Consider the following 19,749-nt stretch of genomic DNA (forward strand, 5'->3'; position numbering starts at 1 on the left):
GGATGGTGGAGACACAAGGCGGGGGGCCGGGCGACGGCGCCGCCGAGGTGCTCGACCGTCCGCTGCCCGACGGCGTGCGCCGCAGGGTCGTACAGATCGTCTCGGACGGGTTCGGCGGGCTGACCGTCGGTGAACTGCCCGCGCAGCTCAGGCAGTACGCCCGGTTCGCGCCGAACCGGCGGGCCAAGTTCGCCGGGAACGCGATGGCGGCCGCGCTGGAGACCGATCCGCTCTTCCGGCAGCGCATCGGGGAGAAGCTGAGAGAGGCCCAGCCGGAACTCGCCGGCGCCCTCGACTCCGGCTCGCCGCCCCCGGCCGCGGATCCGCTCGACGTGGCGGCCGCGGCCTATGTGCTGCGGCCCACGGGCTGGGTGAAGCTGGTGACCGCGGCCGGCGAGGAGGCCCAGCGGGCCGACGCCGAGCGGGCCGGCGAGGAGAGCCGGGCCGAGCTGGAGCGGCTGCGCGAGGAGCTCGCCGGTGCCCGCGAGCAGACCCGTGCCGAGACCGAGCGGCTGCGGCTGGAGCTGGAGACCGCCAGGAAGGAAGCGGAATCGCTTCACCGCAAGCTGCGCGCCGCCCTCAGCGACGTCAAGCGCGGCGAGGCCGCCCTGCGCAAGGTCCAGGGCGAGATGGAGACCCTGCGCGCCGAGGGGCAGGCGCAGGTGTCCGCCGCGGAGAGCGAGGCGCGGCGGCTGAAGGCGCGGCTCGGGGAGTCCGAGGCTGCGCTGGAGGCCACGCGCAAAGCAGCGCGGGAGGGGCGCAGTGTCGAGGACATGCGCGTGCGTCTGCTCCTTGACACCGTTCTGGACGCGGCCCAAGGGCTGCGCCGGGAGCTGGCGTTGCCGCCCGTGTCCGTGCGGCCGGCCGAGACCGTGGATGCGGTCGAACCGGGACGAATGACCCCGAAGGACATCGCCGCGCGGGCGCTGTCCGAACACGATCCGGCCGTTCTCGACCAGCTACTGGCCCTGCCCCAGGCGCACTTGGTGGTCGACGGCTACAACGTCACCAAGACCGGCTATCCCCAGATGCCCCTGGAGAAGCAGCGCCTCAGGCTGCTCGGGCAGCTCTCGCAGCTGGCCGCGCAGACCGGCGCCGAGGTCACCTGTGTCTTCGACGGGGCCGAGCTGGTCGCGCCGGTGCTGCTCGCGCCGCCGCGCGGGGTGCGGGTGCTGTTCTCCAAACCGGGCGTCACCGCGGACGAGTTGATCCGCCAGCTGGTGCGCGCCGAGCCGCCGGGCCGCCCCGTCATCGTCGCCTCGACCGACCGCGAGGTGGCCGACGGCGTCGCCAGGGCAGGTGCCCGACCGGTCGCTTCTGCGATGCTTCTGAAGCGCCTGTCCTGAAGGTCGAACTTCTAGGTTTAATGCCCGAATTGGCGGGATCGTCACGCAACGTAGTGTCAGTCGAGGATCACCGCACGTGAGTTGTGTGTAAAGAATGCATGGCGTGACAGGATTTTGCTCCTGAGGATTTGAACTGATCACAGGAAGGTCACTAGGGTCTGGGCTCGAACCTCCGAACGGGTGATCACTCTCAAGAAGGAGCCCTCGTCCGTGGCGTCCCACCGTCGACCCAAGCAGCCGAGCCGGGCTCGAGTGACCGTGCTCACCACCGCAGCTGCTGCCGCCGTTGCCATCAGCGCCCAGGCGGCGAACGCCGCGCCGAGCGAGAAGCCGTCGAAGGACGAGGTCAAGGCGAAGGTCGACAAGCTCTACGAGCAGGCCGAGCAGGCCACCGAGAAGCTCAACGGCGCCAAGGAGAAGCAGGAGAAGCTCCAGAAGGAGATCTCCACCATCCAGGACAACGTCGCCCGCGGCCAGGAGGAGCTCAACGAGCTGCGCGACTCCATAGGCCTGGCGGCCGCCGCCCAGTACCGCACCGGCTCCATCGACTCCTCCCTCCAGCTCTTCCTGTCGTCGAACCCCGACGACTACCTGGACAAGGCCTCCACCGCCGACCAGTTGAGCGCCCAGCAGGTCGAGGCGCTGAAGAAGATCCAGGAGAAGCAGCGGGCCCTCGCCCAGGAGCGTGCCGAGGCCTCCGACAAGCTCAAGGACCTCGCCACCACCCGCGCCCAGCTGGCGAAGAACAAGAAGGACGTCCAGGGCAAGCTCGCCGAGGCGCAGAAGCTGCTCAACTCCCTGACCGCCGCGGAGCGCGCCGCCCTCGCCGCCGCCGACGCCCGCGCCAGCCGCTCGGCCAGCGAGCGCGTGGACCTCGGCAACTCCACCGCCGCCTCCAGCCGGGCCGCCGCGGCCTTCGCCGCCGCCCAGTCCCAGCTCGGCAAGCCGTACGTCTACGGCGCCACCGGCACCGCCTCCTACGACTGCTCGGGCCTGACCTCCTGGGCCTACGCCCAGGCCGGCGTCTCCATCCCGCGCACCTCGCAGGCCCAGGCCAACGCCGGCACCCGGATCTACAGCGTCAGCCAGCTCAAGGTCGGCGACCTCGTGCTCTTCTACGGCGACCTGCACCACGTCGGCCTCTACGCCGGCAACGGCCAGGTGATCCACGCCCCGCGCACCGGTACCGTCGTGCGCTACGAGTCGATCAGCAACATGCCGTTCCAGTTCGGCGTCCGGATCTGACTCCGTACCCCTTCGAACCGGGCACAACACGACCCCCGAACGGGCGAATCACGACAACTTCCGCTGACCCCACGCCCCGCCGATGACCTGCGTCAGAGGCGGGGCGTCACTTTGTGTGCCCGCCGAGGTCTTTGGCCGAGCCCCTGCCGCAGGGCTACTGTCTGCCGCGTTTCCCCGCTGCGCCGGGGAGGCAGTCCCTGTCGCCAACGGAAGGAGCGCGGCTTCCCGTGGGGTCCCATCGCCGCCTTGCACCGTCCTCCGGGTTCAACCGGGGCGCGGGCGCCGCCCTGTGCGTCCTGTCCGCCGCTGCCGCCGCCCTCGGCGCCGTACCGGCGAACGCCGCACCGCACGACGACACCAAGGCCGAGGTGGACCGTCTCTACCAGGAGGCCGAGAAGGCGACCGAGGCCTACGACAAGGCCGACGAGACCGCGGGCACGCTGCGCCGCGAGGTGAGCCAGGCGCAGGACCGGATCGCCCGCCAGCAGGACCGCATCAACTCCATGCGGGAGTCGCTCGGTTCGCTGGCCGGCGCCCAGTACCGCTCCGGCGGCATCGACCCGTCCATCGCCCTGCTCTTCTCCGACGACCCGGCCGACTACCTCGACAAGGCCTCGGTCCTCGACCGGATCGGCGCCCACCAGGCCGGCGAGCTCAGGGAACTCCAGTCCGTCATGCGCGAACTGGCCCAGGAGCGCGCCGAGGCGGCCGACAAGCTGGCCGAGCTGGAGCGCAGCCGCAAGGCGGTCGCCACCCACAAGAAGACCGTCGAGCGCAAGCTCGCCAAGGCCCGGCAGCTGCTCAACTCCCTGCCGTACGCGGAGCGCGCCGCCTACGACCGCGCCTCGCGCGGCGGCGACGTCCCCGACCTCACCGGCGCCGTCCCGCCCGACGCCCGCGCGGCCGCCGCCATCGCCGCCGCCCGCTCCGCGCTCGGCAAGCCGTACGTCTGGGGCGCCACCGGCCCCTCCGGCTTCGACTGCTCGGGCCTGATGCAGTGGTCGTACGCGCACGCCGGCGTCCATCTCCCGCGCACCTCGCAGGAGCAGCGGTACGCCGGACACCAGGTCCCGCTCTCCCAGGCGCAACCCGGTGACCTGGTCGTCTACCGGTCCGACGCCAGCCATGTCGCCATGTACGTGGGCAACGGCCAGGTGATCCACGCGCCGTACCCCGGCGCACCCGTGCGCTACGACCCGGTCAACATGATGCCGGTCTCGTCCGTGACGAGGGTCTGACCGGGCGGCTGATCGGCCGTACGATCCTGAAGTGGCTGGTCGTAGGCGGGCGCCGAGGTCCGCGGTGGTGGTTCTCGTTCTGCTGCTCGTCTCCCTGGTGGCGTGCGGCGGGGGAGTGGCGGGTGACGGCGGGAAGGCCGACCTGCAGCGGGTCCTGGACCGGCGGGCCACCGCGGTCCTCGACCGGGACCGGGCGGCGTTCGTGGCGACGGGCGCGCCCGGCTGGTTCGAGAACGTGCGCGGGGTCCCGCTGCACTCCTGGTCGTACCGCGTCACCGCCCTGCACCGCGGCGCCGACCGGGTCACCGCCGACGCCGAACTGCGCTACGAGGTCGAGGGCTACGACAACGCCCCCGTCACCGTCGGCCGCAGGCTCACCCTGACCCGGGACCCGGACGGCGACTGGTACGTGCTCTCCGACGCGCCCGCCAAGAAGGCGGCCGAGCAGCTGTGGGACCAGGGCTCGGTGACCGCCGTGCGCGGGAAGCGGAGCCTCGTCCTGGGCGTCGGCCAGACCAGCGAGCTGCTGCACGGCTACGCCGACCTCGCGGACGCCGCCGTACCGGCCGTGTCCGCGGCCTGGGGCACCGACTGGGCGCGGCACGTCGTGGTCCTCGTACCGAAGTCGCTGGAGGGCATGGCGGGGCTGCTCGGCTCGCCCGCCTCCCAGTACCGCGGGATCGCCGCGGTCACCACCGGCGAGGTGGGCGGCCCGCCGACCGCGCCCGCGGACCGGATCATCGTCAACCCCGATGCGTACGGTGTCCTCGGCACCCTCGGCAAACAGGTCGTCCTCACCCACGAGACCACCCATGTCGCCACCCGTGCCCACACCACGGCCGCGACCCCGCTGTGGCTCTCCGAGGGGTACGCCGACTGGATCGGCTACCTCGGCACCGGCCGCACCGCCGCGCAGGCCGCGCCCGAGCTGGCGCGGGCGGTGGCGGACGGGCAGGAGCCGGCCGAGCTGCCGACCGACAAGGACTTCGGGTTCAGCGGCGACGCGACGAAGCTCGCGCAGGCCTACGAGGGCGGCTGGCTGGCCTGCCGGATGATCGCCGGCCGGTGGGGCGCGGCACGGCTCGGCGCGTTCTACCGGGCCGTCGGCGACCACAGGACGCGGGCGGGCTCGGTCGAGGGCGCGCTGAAGCAGGTGCTGGGGACGACGCCGGAGAAGTTCACCGCGCAGTGGCGGGAGTACCTGCGGGACGAGCTGGGCTGACGGGACCTCAACCCGCGGACTCCAGCCGCTCGATGGCCTCCTGGAGCCACGCCCGCTCGGCCGTACCGGTCGCCCGCGCCACCCGCAGCATGCCCTCCCGGAAGAGATCGCCGCTGTCCTCCGCGCGCACGGGCTTCCCGCCGTCGTAGAAGAAGCTCGACGGCGTCTGAAGGAAGTCCAGCCGGCGCCTGAGCACCGCCGCCTGTTCCCGCCGGTTCGGCAGGTGCCGTAGGAACGCGAGGACGGTGTTGAAGCGGACGTGGTCGGTGATCTCGGCCTGCTTCGGGTGCCGCAGTCGCTCCAGCAGGTCCTCGCGGCCCGCGTCGGTGAGGGACAGGATGCGGCGCGGGGCCGCGCTCGCGCCGGGCTCGGTGTGCTGGTCGAGCTTGCCGGCGGTGACCAGGCGGGTGATGGCCGGGTAGAGGGCGCCGTCGCTGACCGGGCGGACATGGCCGCTGAGCGCCTTGATGCGCTCCTTCAACTCGTAGCCGTGCAGCGGCTGTTCGGCCAGGAAGCCGAGGATCGACAGCTCCAGCACCGGTCCCCTCCTTGTGGTCTCGGGTGATGCCATGCTACCTCTTATCGAGCTACATCGATTCGAGGTAGCTCGATAAGAGGGGATCCGATCGGTGAACGCGCACCGCAAGCAGCTCATCTCGCTCGCCCACCCCGTCTACTTCTCGCTCCTGGCCACCGTCGCCGCCGGGATCATCAACACCGTCTGGGTCTCCCGGCTCGGCCCGGCCGCCGTCGCCGCCGTGGCCGTGGCGACCAACACCGAGAACGTGCTGCTCGGCGTCTCGCTGGTCTTCGCCTCCGGTACGACCGTGCTGGTCGCGCACGCCAGGGGCGCGTGGGATCCCGGGGCCGTGCGGGCGGCCGTGCGCGGCGGCCGGGCCCTGTGCGCGCTGGTCACGCCCGTGGTCGTGGCGGGGGGACTGCTGCTGCGCGAACCGCTGGCCCGGCTGGTGCTGGGCGGGGGAGACGGGGCCGCTGTCCCGCTCGCCGTGGCCTATTTCGCGATCTCCCTCCCCGGTGTGGCTGTCTTCTTCGCGCAGAACCTCGTCGACGGCATCCTCAAGGGCACCGGCGACACCCGCACCCCCATGCGCCTGGCCCTGCTGGCCAACGGGCTGATCCTGGTCTGCGACCCCTTCCTGATCCACCTGTACGGGGTGCGGGGCGCCGCCGCCTCGACGGTGCTGTGCCGGTGCGTGGCGCTCGGGGCGGGGCTGCGGGCGCTGCGGCGGAACGCCCTCCTGCGTACGGCGGCCGTCGCGCCGCCCGCCGGGACGACCGGCGCGGCCGTGCGGCGGACGCTGCGGACCGGGCTGCCGATGTCCGCCGACTTCACCGTCCGGCAGGGCGGCGCGCTGGTCCTGGTCGCCGTGGTGGCGCGGCTCGGGGTGACGGCGGTGGCCGCGTACGCCATCGCCTACAAGGTCATGTACGTCGCCACCATGGCGTTCTACTCGGTACGGCAGGCCGCCTCGATCCACACCGCGCACACCCGGGGCGCGGGCGGGGACGAGCGGGGTGCCATCGGGCGGCAGGCGATGCTCGTGTCCGGCACGGTCGGGCTTGCCGCGGTCGTCCTGCTCGGCGCCACCGCCCCCTGGATCATGGCCGCCTTCGGCGCCGGGCCCGAGGTCGCCCACGCCGGTGTGCTGTTCCTGCGCTGCGTCGGGCCGTACCTGCTGCTGATGGCCTGCTTCATCGCGCTGGGCGGCGTCTTCGAGGGCAGCGGGGGAGCCCCGGCCCTGCTGCGGGTGACACTGCTCGGCACGGCGGTCCAACTCCCGCTGGCGTACGCCCTGTCGGCACTCGGCCTGCCGGGCATCTGCCTGGCGCTGGCCCTCGCGATGGCGGTGCAGTGCGGGGCGGTGGCGGTGCTGTTCGCACGCGCCCGGCGTCAGGAGGACGCCGAGGTCTCCCTGGTGCGGGCGGCCTGAGCGGGGAGCGGCGGGACCGGGTCGCGGGAGACCGTCGACTGCCACAGCTCCAGGGCCGCGAGGACGGCGGCGACTACCAGCAGGCCGTTGCGCAGGACCAGGAGGGAGACGCCGAGCAGGTCGCTGGCGACGACGTGCGCGAACCAGATCGGGAACTCCAGCACCGTCACGAAGCAGGCCGCGAGCACCAGCCCGGCCGGCAGCCCCATCCGGCTGCTGCGGAAGCACACACAGACGGCGGCCGTCCCGACCAGCCACACCATGTACTGGGGGCTGATCACCCGGCTGGTGGCGGTGAACATCAGCACCCCGGTGAAGGCCGCGTCCGCGAGCGTGCCCGGCAGGAACCGGGTCGCCATCAGCCGCCACAGCAGCAGCCAGCCGAACGCGACCCCGGTCAGGAACAGGGCGGCCGAGCTGACGACGTTCACCCAGGGGCCGAGGAACTCCACCGAGCCGTAGTTGAGCAGCACCTGCCCGTTCCAGCCGAACTGCCGGGCCACATGGAAGACCAGCGAGCCCAGCGACTCCACCTCGGTGCCGCGGTTGCGCTGAAAGGTCAGGAAGGAGAACGCGCCCGGCATCGACACCGCGAACAGCACCGCGATCGTCCCGACGGTCCCCGCCGCCCAGGCCCAGGCACCCCGCTTGCGGACCCCGAGCAACAGCAGCACCGGCCACACCTTGAGCATCGCGCCGAAGCCCACCAGGACGCCCATCACCCGCGGATGCCGGGCCCCGGCGAGCAGCGCGGCCACCGCCACCGCGGTCACCATCACGTCGTAGCGGGCGTACACGGTCGGCCCGAGCAGCGGCACGCCCACCACCCACACCCAGGCCCCGCGCAGCGACTTGCCGGGGCGCAGGCCCGCGTACAGGAGCAGGGCGAGGACGGCGAAGTCCGCCACGAAGGCCAGGACGAAGAAGGCCGACGCGTACTGCAGGAAGGGCAGCAGCGCGGGGGACAGGATCGTGAGCGAGGCGGCGGGCGGGTACTGCCAGGTGACGTCGCCCAGCGGGAAGGTGCCGGTGCGCAGCACGTCGTACCAGCCCTGGTAGATCACCGAGACGTCGCTGGTGACGTCCGGGCCCGGGAAGATCCACACCTTGAAGACGAACAGCAGCAGCACGAGCCTGGTCAGGCCCCAGGTCGTCAGCAGCCCCGCGAGCGACCGCCTCGCACCCGCAATGTCCACCTGAGCCCCTGTTCACCCGTGACCGTCTTGAGGGGAACATGATGTCCTGCTCACCTGTGTACTTGCCATAAACGTGGCCGAGCGCACCCGCGCGGGCGGGCCCGGTAGGGTCGGCGGCGATGCACAAGACCCTGATCGTGACGAACGACTTCCCGCCCCGCCCCGGTGGCATCCAGGCGTTCCTGCACAACATGGCGCTGCGCCTCGACCCCGAGCGACTCGTCGTCTACGCCTCCACCTGGAAGCGGAGCAAGGAGGGCGTGGAGGCGACGGCCGCCTTCGACGCCGAGCAGCCCTTCACGGTCGTACGCGACCGTACGACGATGCTGCTGCCGACCCCGGCGGCCACGCGTACGGCGGTCGGACTGCTGCGGGAGCACGGCTGCACGTCGGTGTGGTTCGGGGCGGCGGCGCCGCTCGGGCTGATGGCGCCGGCGCTGCGCAGGGCGGGCGCCGAGCGGCTCGTGGCGACGACCCACGGGCACGAGGCGGGCTGGGCCCAGCTGCCCGCGGCGCGCGGGCTCCTGCGCCGGATCGGGGAGTCGACGGACACGATCACCTACCTCGGCGAGTACACGCGCTCGCGGATCGCCGGCGCGCTGACGCCGGCGGCGGCCGGGCGGATGGTGCAGTTGCCGCCCGGGGTCGACGAGAAGACCTTCCACCCCGGGTCGGGGGGCGCCGCGGTCCGGGCGCGGCTCGGGCTGACGGACCGGCCGGTCGTCGTCTGCGTCTCCCGGCTGGTGCCGCGCAAGGGGCAGGACACGCTGATCCTCGCGCTGCCGCGCATCCTCGCCGCCGAGCCGGAGGCGGTGCTGCTGATCGTCGGCGGCGGGCCCTACGAGAAGGACCTGCGCAGGCTCGCCCACGAGACCGGCGTCGCCGACTCGGTCCGCTTCACCGGCGCCGTCCCCTGGTCCGAGCTGCCCGCGCACTACGGCGCCGGGGACGTCTTCGCCATGCCCTGCCGCACCCGCCGCGGCGGCCTCGACGTCGAGGGCCTCGGCATCGTCTACCTAGAGGCCTCGGCGACGGGACTGCCGGTGGTCGCGGGCGACTCCGGGGGCGCTCCGGACGCCGTGCTGGACGGCGAGACGGGCTGGGTGGTGCGCGGTGACTCCCCCGAGGAGGCCGCCGACCGGATCGTCGTACTCCTCCAGGACGCGGAACTGCGGAGCCGCATGGGGGAGCGGGGACGTGAGTGGGTCGAAGAGAAATGGCGCTGGGATCTGTTGGCGGAAAAGTTGAAGGCGTTGCTATAGCCGGACGGCCGAATTCCGCAGATGCTGCGCGCATGACAGCAAAACTGATGCAGCGTCAGCTGAGTAGACGTCAGATCCTGGGCATGGTAGCCCTGCAGACCGCGGCCGCCGCCGGTCTCACCCGCATCGGTCTCCAGTCGGCCCAGGCCGCCGAGGAGGCCGCCGCCGTCGACAACGCCCCCGCCATCGTGGTCGGTTCGGGTTACGGCGGTGCCGTCGCCGCCCTCCGCCTCGGCCAGGCCGGCATCCGTACCCTCGTCCTCGAAATGGGCCGGCTCTGGAACACCCCCGGCTCCGACGGCAAGGTCTTCTGCAACACCGCCAACCCGGACCAGCGCTCCATGTGGTTCCGCACCCGCACCGAGGCGCCGCTCGCCACCTTCCTGTGGCTGGACGTCGTCAACAAGGACATCACCGCCTACCCCGGCGTCCTGGACCGCGTGCACTTCGACAACATGTCCGTGTACGTCGGACGCGGTGTCGGGGGAGGGTCCCTGGTCAACGGGTCGATGGCGGTCACCCCGCTGAAGTCGTACTTCGCGGAGCAGTTCCCCACCGTCGACGCCGACGAGATGTACGGCACCTACTTCCCGCGCGCCAACTCCATGCTCGGCGTCAACACCGTGGACCCGACGTGGTTCGAGTCGACCGAGTGGTACCAGTTCACCCGCGTCTCCCGGAAGCACGCCCAGAACACCGGCCTGAAGACCACCTTCGTGCCCAGCGTCTACGACTTCGCCTACATGCAGAAGGAGGCGGCCGGCACGGCGACCAAGTCCGCGCTCGGGCAGGAGGTCATCTACGGCAACAACTACGGCAAGAAGAGCCTCGACAAGACCTACCTGGCCGCCGCGCTCGGCACCGGCAACGTCACCATCAACACCCTGGAGAAGGTGAGGTCCATCACCCGTGCGAGCGACGGGAGTTGGCTGCTCACCGCCGACCGCATCGACGTCACCGGCGCGGTCGTCGAGACCAAGCAGTACAGCTGCACGTACCTCTTCCTCGGCGGCGGCAGCCTCGGCACCACCGAACTCCTCGTCCGGGCCCGGGACACCGGCGCGCTGCCCGCGCTGAACTCCAGCGTCGGGGCCGGCTGGGGCACCAACGGCAACACCATGGTGGGGCGCGCCAACCACCTCTGGGACACCGTCGGCGCCAACCAGTCGACCATGCCCGTCATGGGCATCGACGACTGGGCCAACACCGACAACCCCGTCTTCGCCGAGATCGCCCCGCTGCCCACGGGACTTGAGACCTGGGTCAGCCTCTATCTGGCGATCACCAAGAACCCGCAGCGGGCGTCGTTCACGTACGACTCCTCGACGGGTGGGGTGAAGCTCGGCTGGACGGCGGCGCAGAGCGCCGTGTCGGTCGCGATGGCCAAGAAGCTGTTCGACCGGATCAACTCGGCCAACGCGACGATCTACCGCTACGACCTGTTCGGCTCCACCAGCAAGGTCTTCGCCGACGACTTCTGCTACCACCCGCTCGGCGGCTGCGTGCTGGGCAAGGCGACCGACAACTACGGCCGGGTGAAGGGCTATTCGAAGCTCTACGTCACCGACGGCTCGCTGGTGCCGGGCAACATCGGCGTGAACCCGTTCGTGACCATCACCGCTCTCGCGGAACGGACGATGACCCGGGTCCTCGCCGAAGACACCTGAACCGACAACCGGCCTGCTACTTCTGGTAGATGGCCTCGATCTCGTCCGCGTAGTCCTTCGCCACCACGTTGCGCTTGAGCTTCAGCGAGGGCGTGAGGTGGCCCGACTCCTCCGTGAACTGGGAGGACAGAATGCGGAACTTCCGCACCGATTCCGCCTTCGACACCGCGGCGTTGCCGTCGTCGACCGCGTCCTGGATCGCAGCGATCAGATCCGGGTCATCGCGCAGCGACGCCGCGGTCACACCCTCGGGCTTGCCGTGCTCGGCGGCCCAGCGGCCCAGGAACTCCTCGTCGACGGTGACCAGCGCGCCCACGAACGGCCGCCCGTCGCCCACCACCATGCACTCCGCGACCAGCGCGTGCGCCCGGATGCGGTCCTCGATCACGGCCGGGGCGACGTTCTTGCCGCCCGCGGTGACGATGATCTCCTTCTTACGGCCGGTGATCCTGAGGTAGCCGTCCTCGTCGAGGGTGCCGATGTCACCGGTGTGGAACCAGCCGTCGGTCAGCGCCTCGGCCGTCGCGGCCTCGTTGTTCCAGTAGCCCTTGAACAGGTGCTCGCCGTGCAGCAGCACCTCGCCGTCGTCCGCGATCCGGATCACCGAGCCCGGCAGCGGCTGCCCGACCGTGCCGATCTTCGTACGGTCCCAGGGGTTGAAGGCGGTCGCCGCGCAGGACTCGGTCAGGCCGTAGCCCTCCAGGACCGTGAAGCCGATGCCGCGGAAGAAGTGGCCGAGTCTCTCGCCCAGCGGAGCCCCGCCGGAGATGGCGTACTCGCCCCGGCCGCCCAGCACCGCGCGCAGCTTGCTGTAGACGAGCTTGTCGAAGGTCTTGTGCTTGATCTTCAGGCCGAGCGAGGGGCCGGACGGGGTGTCCAGCGCCTTGCTGTAGGCGATCGCGGTGTCGGCCGCCTTGTCGAAGATCTTGCCCTTGCCGTCGGCCTGCGCCTTGGCGCGCGCCGAGTTGTAGACCTTCTCGAAGACGCGCGGGACGCCCAGGATCAGCGTCGGCCGGAAGGACGCCAGCTCGTCGGTGAGGTTCTTGATGTCCGGGACGTTGCCCAGCTTGATCGGCGCCATCATCGGCGCGATCTGCACCAGCCGGCCGAAGACGTGGGCGAGCGGCAGGAACAGCAGCACGGAACACTCGCCGGTGCGGAACAGCGGCCGCAGGCGCTCGACGATGTTGCCGCACTCGGCGAAGAAGGCCCGGTGGGTCAGCACACAGCCCTTGGGGCGCCCGGTCGTACCGGAGGTGTAGACGATCGTCGCCGGGTCGTCGGCCCGCGCCAGCGAGCTGCGGTCCTCGACCATCGCGTCGGTGACGTCCTTGCCGAGGCGCCCGAGCTCCTCGATCGCGCCGCCCTCGATCTGCCACACGTGCTTGAGCGCCGGCAGGCTCTCGCGCACCGACTCGACGGCGGCCACGTGGTTGTCCAGCTCCACGACGCACGCGGTGGCCCCGGAGTCGCTCAGGATCCACTGCACCTGCTCCGGCGAGCTGGTCTCGTACACCGGCACGGTCACCGCGCCCGCGCTCCAGATCGCGAAGTCCAGCAGGGTCCACTCGTAGCGGGTGCGGGACATCAGGCCGACCCGGTCGCCGGGCTGCACGCCGGAGGCGATGAGGCCCTTGGCCGCCGCGCGTACCTCGGCCAGGAAGGCCGTCGCGGAAACGTCCTGCCACTCGCCGCCCACCTTGCGGGCGATCACGGCGACGTCCGGATGCTGCGCGGCGTTTCTGCGGACGATGTCGGTCAGGTTGCCGTCCGCAGGGACCTCGTACAAAGCCGGAAGGCTGAACTCGCGCAAGACTGCTGCTCCTAATAAGGCGCCGGCGCCACGACGTTGTGTGATGCGACGGTGGGTCCAAGGCTCGGGCAGGTACTCAGAGCTTCAGTGGTTGAAAGACTGAGCACGACTGGACTGCCCGGACGTTACCCGCCGGTATGGCTTCTTCGACAGGGGGTCCCGGCGAGATGTTCGCTGCGTCACACAGATTGGTGTTCCTTCGCGTACGGTAGTCCACCCGCTAACTGACTGGCCAGTAACCGCAGGTCCCGCCGCCACTGTTCACGTATGCCGCACACGCTTACCCTTGATCGCCATGGCATCCACACCAGCCGGAAATCGCACCACGCGCGTCCACGTGGTCAGCGACGTGCACGGCAACGCCCGTGACCTGGCCCGCGCCGGCGAAGGCGCCGATGCCCTGATCTGTCTCGGTGACCTGGTGCTCTTCCTCGACTACGCCGACCACTCGCGCGGCATCTTCCCCGACCTGTTCGGCAGGGAGAACGCCGACCGCATCGTCGAACTGCGCACCGCCCGCCGCTTCGAGGAGGCCCGCGAGTTCGGGGCCCGGCTGTGGGCCGGCATCGGCGCGGACCGGGCGACGGCGATCGAGAAGGCCGTGCGCAGGCAGTACGCCGAGATGTTCGCGGCGTTTCCGACCCCGACGTACGCGACGTACGGCAATGTCGATATGCCGCCTCTCTGGCCGGAGTACGCGGGACCGGGCACGACGGTGCTCGACGGGGAGCGGGTGGAGATCGGCGGCCGGGTCTTCGGCTTCGTGGGCGGCGGCCTGCGCACGCCGATGCGCACGCCGTACGAGATCAGCGACGAGGAGTACGCGGCGAAGATCGAGGCGGTCGGCGAGGTGGACGTCCTGTGCACGCACATCCCGCCGGAGGTCCCGGAGCTGGTCTACGACACGGTGGCGCGGCGGTTCGAGCGGGGGAGCGCCGCTCTGCTGGCCGCGATTCGCCGTACGCGCCCCCGGTACGCCCTGTTCGGCCACGTCCACCAGCCGTTGGTGCGACGGATGCGGATCGGCGCCACCGAGTGCGTGAACGTGGGGCACTTCGCGGGGTCCGGGGAGCCCTGGGTCCTTGAATGGTGAGTGAACGCAGGTGGGGGTGGAGTCGGGCGCTCACGTGCGCGGTAGCCTTCACGCTGCACACACCCTCTTTACCGGCCCGCATCTGGAGGAGCCACGGCGATGGCGGAACACACCAGCTCGAGCATCACGATCGAGGCGGCACCGGCCGACGTCATGGGGGTGATCGCCGACTTCGCGCGGTACCCGGACTGGACGGGTGAGGTGAAGGAGGCGGAGGTCCTCTCCACCGATGCGCAGGGGCGTGCCGAGCAGGTGCGGCTCGTCATGGACGCGGGTGCGATCAAGGACGACCAGGTGCTTGGTTACACCTGGACCGGGGAGAACGAGGTCTCCTGGACGCTGGTCAAGTCCCAGATGCTGCGATCGCTGGACGGGTCGTACATCTTGAAGGCGGCGGGGGCGGGGGCGACGGAGGTCACGTATCAGCTGACCGTCGACGTCAAGATTCCGATGCTCGGGATGATCAAGCGGAAGGCCGAGAAGGTCATCATTGACCGGGCGCTTGCTGGTTTGAAGAAGCGGGTCGAGTCGGGGGAGAAGTAGGTTTCGTCGTCGGGTGCGGGTGTGTGGGGGCTGGTCGCGCAGTTCCCCGCGCCCCTGGGGGCGTGTCCGTTACCGTTGCCCACCATGCGCACCATCCTGATCACCGGGTCCGGCGGGGCCGGTCGTACGACCGTTGCTGCCGCCACCGCCCTGGCCGCCGCTCGCGAGGGCGTCCGCGCCCTCGTTCTCAGTGCCGACCGCGGTGACACCCTCGGCGCTGTTCTCGGCACGGCGACCGGCTCGGCCCCCGCCTCCGTCGCCCCGAACCTCACCGCCTGGCGGCCCGATGCCGTCGCCGGTTTTCGGGATGATCTCAGCGCCTTTCAGGAACGTGCGGCCAATGTTCTCGACCTCCTCGGGGCCTCCCGGCTGGACGCGGAGGAGGTCACCCCGCTCCCCGGAGCCGAGGAGCTGACCATCCTGCGGGCCCTGCGGGACGCCGTGCTGTCCGAGCGGTTCGAGCTGCTCGTCGTCGACCTGCCGGCCACCCCGCAGGCTCTCGCGCTGCTCTCCCTCCCCGAGGAACTGCGGCGATACCTGCGTCGGCTGCTCCCGCCCGAACGGCAGGCGGCCCGTGCCCTGCGCCCCGTCCTCGGCCGGCTGGCCGGGGTGCCCATGCCCTCGGAGTGGCTGTACGAGACCGCCGCCCGGTGGGACACGGAGCTGGCGGCCGTCGAGGCCGTGCTCGCCGACCGGGACACCGTCGTACGGCTGGTCGCCGAACCGGGGCCCGCCGGTGCCGACGCCGTGCGCGAGGCCGGGCTCGGGCTCGCCCTGCGCGGGCTGGCGCCCGACGTGCTCGTGGCGAACCGGGTCGGGTCCGAGGAGTGGCCCGCCGGGCTCGTCGCCCAGCAGCGGAAGGCGCTGGAGGAGTGGGGGGAGTCGTACGACGTACGGGCCCTTCCGCACCTCGGCCACGACCCCCGCGGCACCGACGACCTCGCCGCGCTGCCCGTCCCCGGCGTCAACGACACGTCCTCCACCGTCGAGTGGCCCGTCGTCGACCGGATCGGCGAGGACGGGGTGCTCGTGTGGCACATCCCGCTGCCCGGCGCGATACGCGACGAGCTGGACCTCATCCGGCGCGGTGACGAACTCGTCGTCACGGCGGGGCGGTTCCGGCGGATCGTCGCGCTGCCCTCCGCACTGCGCCGCTGCACGGTCGCCGGGGCCGCGCTGCGCGAGGGGGAGCTGCGGATCCGGTTCGCGCCGGACCCGGATCTCTGGCCGGAGAGGCAGTGAACGACATACGCCCGTTCGGGTAACGTCGTAGGGACGAACCGTAGTCAGGAGTCCGTCATGAGCGAAGAGCTCCCCCCGTCGGATGCCGGTGCGAAGGATGCCGTCGACGAGGTGCGGGCCACCGACGCCGACGCCTGGGCGACGGCGTGCGCCGAGGACCTCGCCGCGGAGAAGGCCCGCCGTCGTGCCGAGCACGGCCAGCCGCCGGTGTCGGCCGCCGAGGAACTGCGCAAGCTCGTCGACGCCGTCTCGGAGAAGCTGTCGACGATCCAGTCGCCGCTGTTCGGGGCCGTCGCGGGCCCCGCAGCGCAGCAGGTGGTGAAGCAGGTCGTCCAGCAGGCCAAGGCCGCCGTCGAGCCCGTCATCGAGCGCAACCCGGACGTCTTCGACCACCTGGCCGCGGCCGGCAGCGAGCTGCTCGCCGCCTACCGCTCCGCGGTCCAGGCCCAGGAACAGCGCTGGACCCGCCCGACCGACCTGCACAAGGACCTGGACGAGAGCAACAAGAAGGACGGCGGCGAGGGCACGGGTCCCGGGCAGCGCATCGACCTGGACTGACGCCGCCCCCTCCCGCCCGGCTGCCCGGCGGGTGGACGACGAGTCCCTGACGGCAGGGCCTCGGGTACGGTTGGCCGTAGCGGGGCTCGACCGAAACTGAGGGATTCATGGGACTCACCATCGGCGTCGACATCGGCGGTACCAAGATCGCGGCCGGTGTGGTCGACGAGGAAGGCAACATCCTCTCGACCCACAAGGTGCCGACCCCGGGCACGCCCGAGGCGATCGTGGACGCCATCGCCTCCGCCGTGGAGGGCGCGCGCGCCGGGCACGAGATCGTCGGCGTGGGCATCGGCGCTGCCGGTTACGTCAACCGGCAGCGCTCCACCGTCTACTTCGCGCCGAACATCGACTGGCGCCAGGAGCCGCTGAAGGAGAAGGTCGAGGCCCGCGTCGGCCTCCCGGTCGTCGTGGAGAACGACGCCAACGCGGCCGCGTGGGGCGAGTACAAGTTCGGAGCCGGCAAGGGCCACCGCAACGTCATCTGCATCACCCTCGGCACGGGCCTCGGCGGCGGCATCATCATCGGCAACAAGCTGCGCCGCGGCCACTTCGGCGTCGCCGCCGAGTTCGGCCACATCCGCATGGTCCCCGACGGCCTGCTGTGCGGCTGCGGCTCGCAGGGCTGCTGGGAGCAGTACGCCTCCGGCCGCGCCCTCGTCCGCTACGCCAAGCAGCGCGCCAACGCGACCCCGGAGAACGCCGAGATCCTGCTCGGCCTGGGCGACGGCAGCCCCGACGGCATCGAGGGCAAGCACATCTCCATGGCGGCCCGCCAGGGCGACCCGGTAGCGGTCGACTCCTACCGCGAACTGGCCCGCTGGGCCGGCGCCGGCCTGGCCGACCTCGCCTCCCTCTTCGACCCGTCGGCCTTCATCGTCGGCGGCGGCCTCTCCGACGAGGGCGAACTGGTCCTGGACCCCATCCGCAAGTCCTACAAGCGCTGGCTGGTGGGCGGCAACTGGCGCCCGGTGGCAGAGGTGATCGCAGCCCAACTGGGCAACGAGGCGGGCCTGGTGGGCGCCGCCGACCTGGCCCGGGAGCCCGACCCGATCATGTGATCAGGCGCCAGGGGAATGCTTTTTGGGGGCGCGGGGAACTGCGCGACAAGCCACGACGAACCGGCAGTCGCACAGGCTCCCCGCGCCCCTCCCCCTTGGGCGTACATTGATCCACATGCCCGTCGTCAAAGTCCTGAGCTACAACATCCGCTCAATGCGCGACGACACAGCCGCGCTAGCCCGCATCATCACCGCCTGCGACCCCGACCTGGTCCTGGTCCAAGAAGCCCCCCGCTTCTTCCGCTGGCGCAAGAAACTCGCAAGACTCGCGTCGGCCTCGGGCCAGGTCATCCTCACCGGCGGAGCAACCGCGGCCGGCCCCGCCATCCTCTGCAACCTCCGCGTCACGGTCGAACGCACCGAGGACGTCCTCCTCCCCCTCACCCCCGGCCGGCACCGCCGCGGCTTCGCGACAGCCGTCGTCGACATCGCCGGCGCCCGCCTGGGCGTCGTCAGCTGTCACCTCAGCCTCCAGCAGGACGAGCGCTACGAGCAGGCCGGCATGCTCCTCGACCGCCTCGCCGGCATGGGCGTCGAGCACGCGGTGGCGGGCGGCGACCTCAACGACCGCCCGGAAGGCCGCACCTTCCGCCGCCTGGCCGCCGACCTCCAGGACTGCTGGGCCGTCAACCCTCAGGGCGGCGAACACACCTGGACCCGCGACGAGCCACACCGCCGTATCGACGCGATCTTCGCCACCAAGGGCATCGAGGTGCTCGGCTGCGGTGTCCCCACCGACCTCCCCGGCATCACCGCCACGGACCTGAGGGCGGCCACGGACCACCTCCCGGTCCTGGCCACCCTCGACGTCCCCGCCGCTTCCTAGCCCGCCCTGGTCAGACGACCGCGCCGCGCCCCGGGTCGTCGTCCTCCTCGTCGTCCGTGCGCATCCGCATCACCAGCGTCGCGAACCCGCCCAGGAAGCCGCCGATGCCGACCGTCGCCAGCCACCAGGTCATGTCCCAGCCGAACAGCACCGCGAGCAGCAGCAGGACCGGGCCGCCGATCACGCCCAGCCAGGCGAACTTCGCCGTGGTGTCGGCGGCCGGCAGCGGGGGCGGCTCCGGCGGTACGAAGTGGCCCTCGTCGTCCTCTTCGAAGTCGCCCTCGGACGGTTCCGCCGCCGTGTAGTCGCGCGGGCCGACGCCGGGCGCGAAGGAGACCGAGCCGCCCAGGGGCTTGGCCGGCTTCTCCTCCTTCTTCGGGGTCTCGGCCGGGGCGTCGTTCGTCTCCGGTTCGAGCAGCGCCAGGTCCTCGACGGACTTGAACGGCTTGGTGCCCGGCGGGTCCTTCGGCTCCTCGCCGTACCCGGCGACGATCGCGGCCCATGCGGCGTCCTCGTCGAAGGGGACGCCCTGCTCCTCCGGTTCGCGGTCCTCGCGATCCGAACCGTGCTCAGCCACCAGCGGCCGTCCCTTCCTTGCCGACACCGGTTGCGAGCCGGCCGATGAACGCGAGGCTCTCCTCGAAGATCCGGTCCGCGTCATGGTCCAACGTCGCGACGTGGTAGCTCTGTTCCAGCAGGATCTCGCGCACGTCCCGGGACGAGACCCGGCCCAGGATGCGCGCCGAGTCGGCGGGCGGGACCACATGGTCCTGCGGGCTGTGCAGAAGCAGCAGCGGCTGGGTGACCTGCGGCAGCTCCCGGTCGACCAGCCGGAAGAAGTTCCGCAGCGAGTGGGCCGCGTGCAGCGGCACCTTGTCGTAGCCCAGCTCGGCGCTGCCCTCCTTGGCGATGTCGCTGGCGATGCCCTTCGTCGTCCGGACGAGATGGCGGGCCACCGGAAGGGCGTACGCGGCAAGGCCGTGCACCTTGTTCGCCGGGTTGACGACCATCACGCCCGAGACCGCGTCCCCGTGCCGGGCGGCGAGCCGCAGGGCCAGCGCGCCGCCCATCGACAGGCCGGCCACGAACACCTGCGAGCAGCGCTCGCCCAGGGCGCGCAGCTCGCGGTCCACCTCCGCGTACCAGTCCTGCCAGCCGGTGAGCTGCATGTCCTCCCAGCGGGTGCCGTGCCCGGGCAGCAGCGGCAGCGAGACGGTGAAACCGCGCTCGGCGAGATACTCCGCCCACGGGCGCAACGACTGGGGCGAACCGGTGAAGCCGTGGCAGAGAAGGACGCCTACCTCCCCGCCCTCGTGGCGGAACGGCTCGGCTCCAGGAAGGACCGGCACCATCGGTCTCCTGTCAGTGAGAGTGAGTGTGCAAGTGAGAGTGAGTCTGCATGAGAGTGACGTGAGTCCAGGTGTGCTTCACCGTACGCGACGGCACTGACACCGACCAGGGCCGTCGGCTCCTTCGACGGCGGGC

At 71.4% G+C, this 19,749-nt stretch carries 18 protein-coding genes; 13 read left to right on the forward strand and 5 right to left on the reverse strand.

What is annotated here, in order from left to right:
* Window positions 1–2 precede the first annotated feature (2 nt).
* The 4 genes from MQP27_RS04115 (at window position 3) to MQP27_RS04130 (ending at window position 5,051) form a co-directional block, all read left to right on the forward strand.
* Window positions 3–1,346: an NYN domain-containing protein gene (locus tag MQP27_RS04115; RefSeq protein WP_242760880.1), complete on the forward strand. Its 1,344-nt coding sequence runs from the start codon at window positions 3–5 to the stop codon at window positions 1,344–1,346.
* Between the two features lie 210 nt (window positions 1,347–1,556).
* The gene (locus MQP27_RS04120; protein WP_242760881.1) at window positions 1,557–2,591 is read left to right on the forward strand and encodes a C40 family peptidase; all 1,035 of its coding nucleotides are present in this window, start codon (window positions 1,557–1,559) and stop codon (window positions 2,589–2,591) included.
* Between the two features lie 227 nt (window positions 2,592–2,818).
* Entirely contained in the window at window positions 2,819–3,829 is a 1,011-nt protein-coding gene (locus MQP27_RS04125) for a C40 family peptidase (protein WP_242760882.1), read from the forward strand.
* Between the two features lie 31 nt (window positions 3,830–3,860).
* Window positions 3,861–5,051, forward strand: a complete 1,191-nt coding sequence (locus MQP27_RS04130; RefSeq protein ID WP_242760883.1) for a hypothetical protein — start codon at window positions 3,861–3,863, stop codon at window positions 5,049–5,051.
* A 7-nt stretch (window positions 5,052–5,058) separates the two neighbouring features.
* On the opposite strand, the gene MQP27_RS04135 is transcribed toward MQP27_RS04130, so the two are convergent.
* On the reverse strand, window positions 5,059–5,589 hold the full coding sequence (locus tag MQP27_RS04135; RefSeq protein WP_242761406.1) for a PadR family transcriptional regulator: 531 nt from the start codon (window positions 5,587–5,589) through the stop codon (window positions 5,059–5,061).
* Between the two features lie 91 nt (window positions 5,590–5,680).
* Between MQP27_RS04135 and MQP27_RS04140 the strand changes: the two genes are divergently transcribed.
* Window positions 5,681–7,003, forward strand: a complete 1,323-nt coding sequence (locus MQP27_RS04140) for an MATE family efflux transporter (protein WP_242760884.1) — start codon at window positions 5,681–5,683, stop codon at window positions 7,001–7,003.
* Here the strand turns inward: MQP27_RS04140 and MQP27_RS04145 are convergent.
* Complete coding sequence (locus tag MQP27_RS04145; protein ID WP_242760885.1) at window positions 6,964–8,199, reverse strand: glycosyltransferase 87 family protein; 1,236 nt, start codon at window positions 8,197–8,199, stop codon at window positions 6,964–6,966. The genes MQP27_RS04140 and MQP27_RS04145 overlap by 40 nt on opposite strands.
* A gap of 119 nt (window positions 8,200–8,318) precedes the next feature.
* Here MQP27_RS04145 and MQP27_RS04150 point away from each other — a divergent pair, with 119 nt between their 5' ends.
* Together MQP27_RS04150 and MQP27_RS04155 are read left to right on the forward strand one after the other, a co-directional pair.
* Window positions 8,319–9,461 carry a glycosyltransferase family 4 protein gene (locus tag MQP27_RS04150; protein ID WP_242760886.1) on the forward strand — a complete coding sequence of 381 codons (1,143 nt, stop codon included), beginning with the start codon at window positions 8,319–8,321 and terminating at the stop codon, window positions 9,459–9,461.
* Between the two features lie 32 nt (window positions 9,462–9,493).
* The gene (locus MQP27_RS04155; RefSeq protein WP_372511128.1) at window positions 9,494–11,128 is read left to right on the forward strand and encodes a GMC oxidoreductase; all 1,635 of its coding nucleotides are present in this window, start codon (window positions 9,494–9,496) and stop codon (window positions 11,126–11,128) included.
* A 16-nt stretch (window positions 11,129–11,144) separates the two neighbouring features.
* On the opposite strand, the gene MQP27_RS04160 is transcribed toward MQP27_RS04155, so the two are convergent.
* Window positions 11,145–12,941 carry an AMP-dependent synthetase/ligase gene (locus MQP27_RS04160; protein ID WP_242760887.1) on the reverse strand — a complete coding sequence of 599 codons (1,797 nt, stop codon included), beginning with the start codon at window positions 12,939–12,941 and terminating at the stop codon, window positions 11,145–11,147.
* Window positions 12,942–13,236: 295 nt separating this feature from the next.
* Between MQP27_RS04160 and MQP27_RS04165 the strand changes: the two genes are divergently transcribed.
* The 6 genes from MQP27_RS04165 (at window position 13,237) to MQP27_RS04190 (ending at window position 18,264) form a co-directional block, all read left to right on the forward strand.
* On the forward strand, window positions 13,237–14,034 hold the full coding sequence (locus MQP27_RS04165) for a metallophosphoesterase family protein (protein WP_242760888.1): 798 nt from the start codon (window positions 13,237–13,239) through the stop codon (window positions 14,032–14,034).
* A gap of 99 nt (window positions 14,035–14,133) precedes the next feature.
* The gene (locus MQP27_RS04170; protein ID WP_242760889.1) at window positions 14,134–14,577 is read left to right on the forward strand and encodes an SRPBCC family protein; all 444 of its coding nucleotides are present in this window, start codon (window positions 14,134–14,136) and stop codon (window positions 14,575–14,577) included.
* An 84-nt stretch (window positions 14,578–14,661) separates the two neighbouring features.
* Complete coding sequence (locus MQP27_RS04175; protein WP_242760890.1) at window positions 14,662–15,819, forward strand: ArsA family ATPase; 1,158 nt, start codon at window positions 14,662–14,664, stop codon at window positions 15,817–15,819.
* A 57-nt stretch (window positions 15,820–15,876) separates the two neighbouring features.
* Window positions 15,877–16,377, forward strand: coding sequence for a DUF5304 domain-containing protein (locus MQP27_RS04180; RefSeq protein WP_242760891.1), 501 nt, complete (start codon window positions 15,877–15,879; stop codon window positions 16,375–16,377).
* 107 nt (window positions 16,378–16,484) lie between these two features.
* Window positions 16,485–17,438 carry an ROK family glucokinase gene (locus MQP27_RS04185; protein WP_242760892.1) on the forward strand — a complete coding sequence of 318 codons (954 nt, stop codon included), beginning with the start codon at window positions 16,485–16,487 and terminating at the stop codon, window positions 17,436–17,438.
* A 115-nt stretch (window positions 17,439–17,553) separates the two neighbouring features.
* Entirely contained in the window at window positions 17,554–18,264 is a 711-nt protein-coding gene (locus MQP27_RS04190; protein ID WP_242760893.1) for an endonuclease/exonuclease/phosphatase family protein, read from the forward strand.
* A gap of 10 nt (window positions 18,265–18,274) precedes the next feature.
* On the opposite strand, the gene MQP27_RS04195 is transcribed toward MQP27_RS04190, so the two are convergent.
* Both MQP27_RS04195 and MQP27_RS04200 read right to left on the reverse strand, forming a co-directional pair.
* On the reverse strand, window positions 18,275–18,841 hold the full coding sequence (locus MQP27_RS04195; RefSeq protein ID WP_242760894.1) for a hypothetical protein: 567 nt from the start codon (window positions 18,839–18,841) through the stop codon (window positions 18,275–18,277).
* Window positions 18,834–19,613 (reverse strand): alpha/beta hydrolase, encoded by a 780-nt coding sequence (locus MQP27_RS04200; protein WP_242761410.1) that lies wholly within the window; start codon window positions 19,611–19,613, stop codon window positions 18,834–18,836. Before MQP27_RS04200 ends, MQP27_RS04195 begins: the two co-directional genes overlap by 8 nt.
* Window positions 19,614–19,749 lie beyond the last annotated feature (136 nt).

This window comes from Streptomyces cylindrosporus, assembly GCF_022698165.1.
GTDB lineage: Bacteria > Actinomycetota > Actinomycetes > Streptomycetales > Streptomycetaceae > Streptomyces > Streptomyces cylindrosporus.

Bases quoted from the DNA above. Each gene is read 5' to 3' on its own strand.
- MQP27_RS04115 (WP_242760880.1), top strand. From the start codon at position 3: ATGGTGGAGACACAAGGCGGGGGGCCGGGCGACGGCGCCGCCGAGGTG.
- MQP27_RS04150 (WP_242760886.1), top strand. From the start codon at position 8,319: ATGCACAAGACCCTGATCGTGACGAACGACTTCCCGCCCCGCCCCGGT.
- MQP27_RS04155 (WP_372511128.1), top strand. From the start codon at position 9,494: ATGACAGCAAAACTGATGCAGCGTCAGCTGAGTAGACGTCAGATCCTG.
- MQP27_RS04165 (WP_242760888.1), top strand. From the start codon at position 13,237: ATGGCATCCACACCAGCCGGAAATCGCACCACGCGCGTCCACGTGGTC.
- MQP27_RS04170 (WP_242760889.1), top strand. From the start codon at position 14,134: ATGGCGGAACACACCAGCTCGAGCATCACGATCGAGGCGGCACCGGCC.
- MQP27_RS04175 (WP_242760890.1), top strand. From the start codon at position 14,662: ATGCGCACCATCCTGATCACCGGGTCCGGCGGGGCCGGTCGTACGACC.
- MQP27_RS04180 (WP_242760891.1), top strand. From the start codon at position 15,877: ATGAGCGAAGAGCTCCCCCCGTCGGATGCCGGTGCGAAGGATGCCGTC.
- MQP27_RS04185 (WP_242760892.1), top strand. From the start codon at position 16,485: ATGGGACTCACCATCGGCGTCGACATCGGCGGTACCAAGATCGCGGCC.
- MQP27_RS04190 (WP_242760893.1), top strand. From the start codon at position 17,554: ATGCCCGTCGTCAAAGTCCTGAGCTACAACATCCGCTCAATGCGCGAC.